General features: G+C 66.3%; 1 protein-coding gene. It reads right to left on the reverse strand.

Annotated features, from left to right (window positions below; translation table 11 throughout):
- Positions 1 to 441 (reverse strand): uracil-DNA glycosylase family protein (locus CLD20_RS20120; protein WP_224408453.1); only part of this gene is annotated, 441 nt, incomplete at its 3' end.
- Positions 442 to 457: the final 16 nt, after the last annotated feature.

The following is a 457-nucleotide window of genomic DNA, read 5'->3' on the forward strand; positions in this document are numbered from 1 at the left end:
ATGGAGGATGCGACCGATACGCACCGGCTCGTGCGACAAGGCGGCGATCGCGCGCTGCTCCGCAAATCGCCCGATACCGACGACGAACTCCGGCTGCAGTTGCGCGACCGTTGAGCGCAATGCGCGATCGCAGGCCGCGAACAGGGGCTCGCGCTCGGCGGCGGGCAGCGCATCCGGCGTTAGATTGCGACCCGTCTCGGTCATGAAGACCAGTGGGCAATAGTTGGCGACGAAGTATTGAGCGAAGAACCGCTCGGGCGTATCGAACCGCGCACGCGCCCAGCCCCATAGTCGCTGACCGCTGACCTCGCGCCGCGTGCAGTCGAACCCGAGCACGGGTCGCTTGGGATGGATCGAGGCTGGCGCAGCGATCGGCTCCTTGATGCCGAGCCAATCGCGGACCATCTGCACATCACCAAAGGGCACACCAGTCTGCGCCATCCCGAACGGCCCGGGA

The sequence above is a fragment of the Afifella sp. IM 167 genome, assembly GCF_020144925.1.
Classification (GTDB): Bacteria; Pseudomonadota; Alphaproteobacteria; order Rhizobiales; family Afifellaceae; genus Afifella.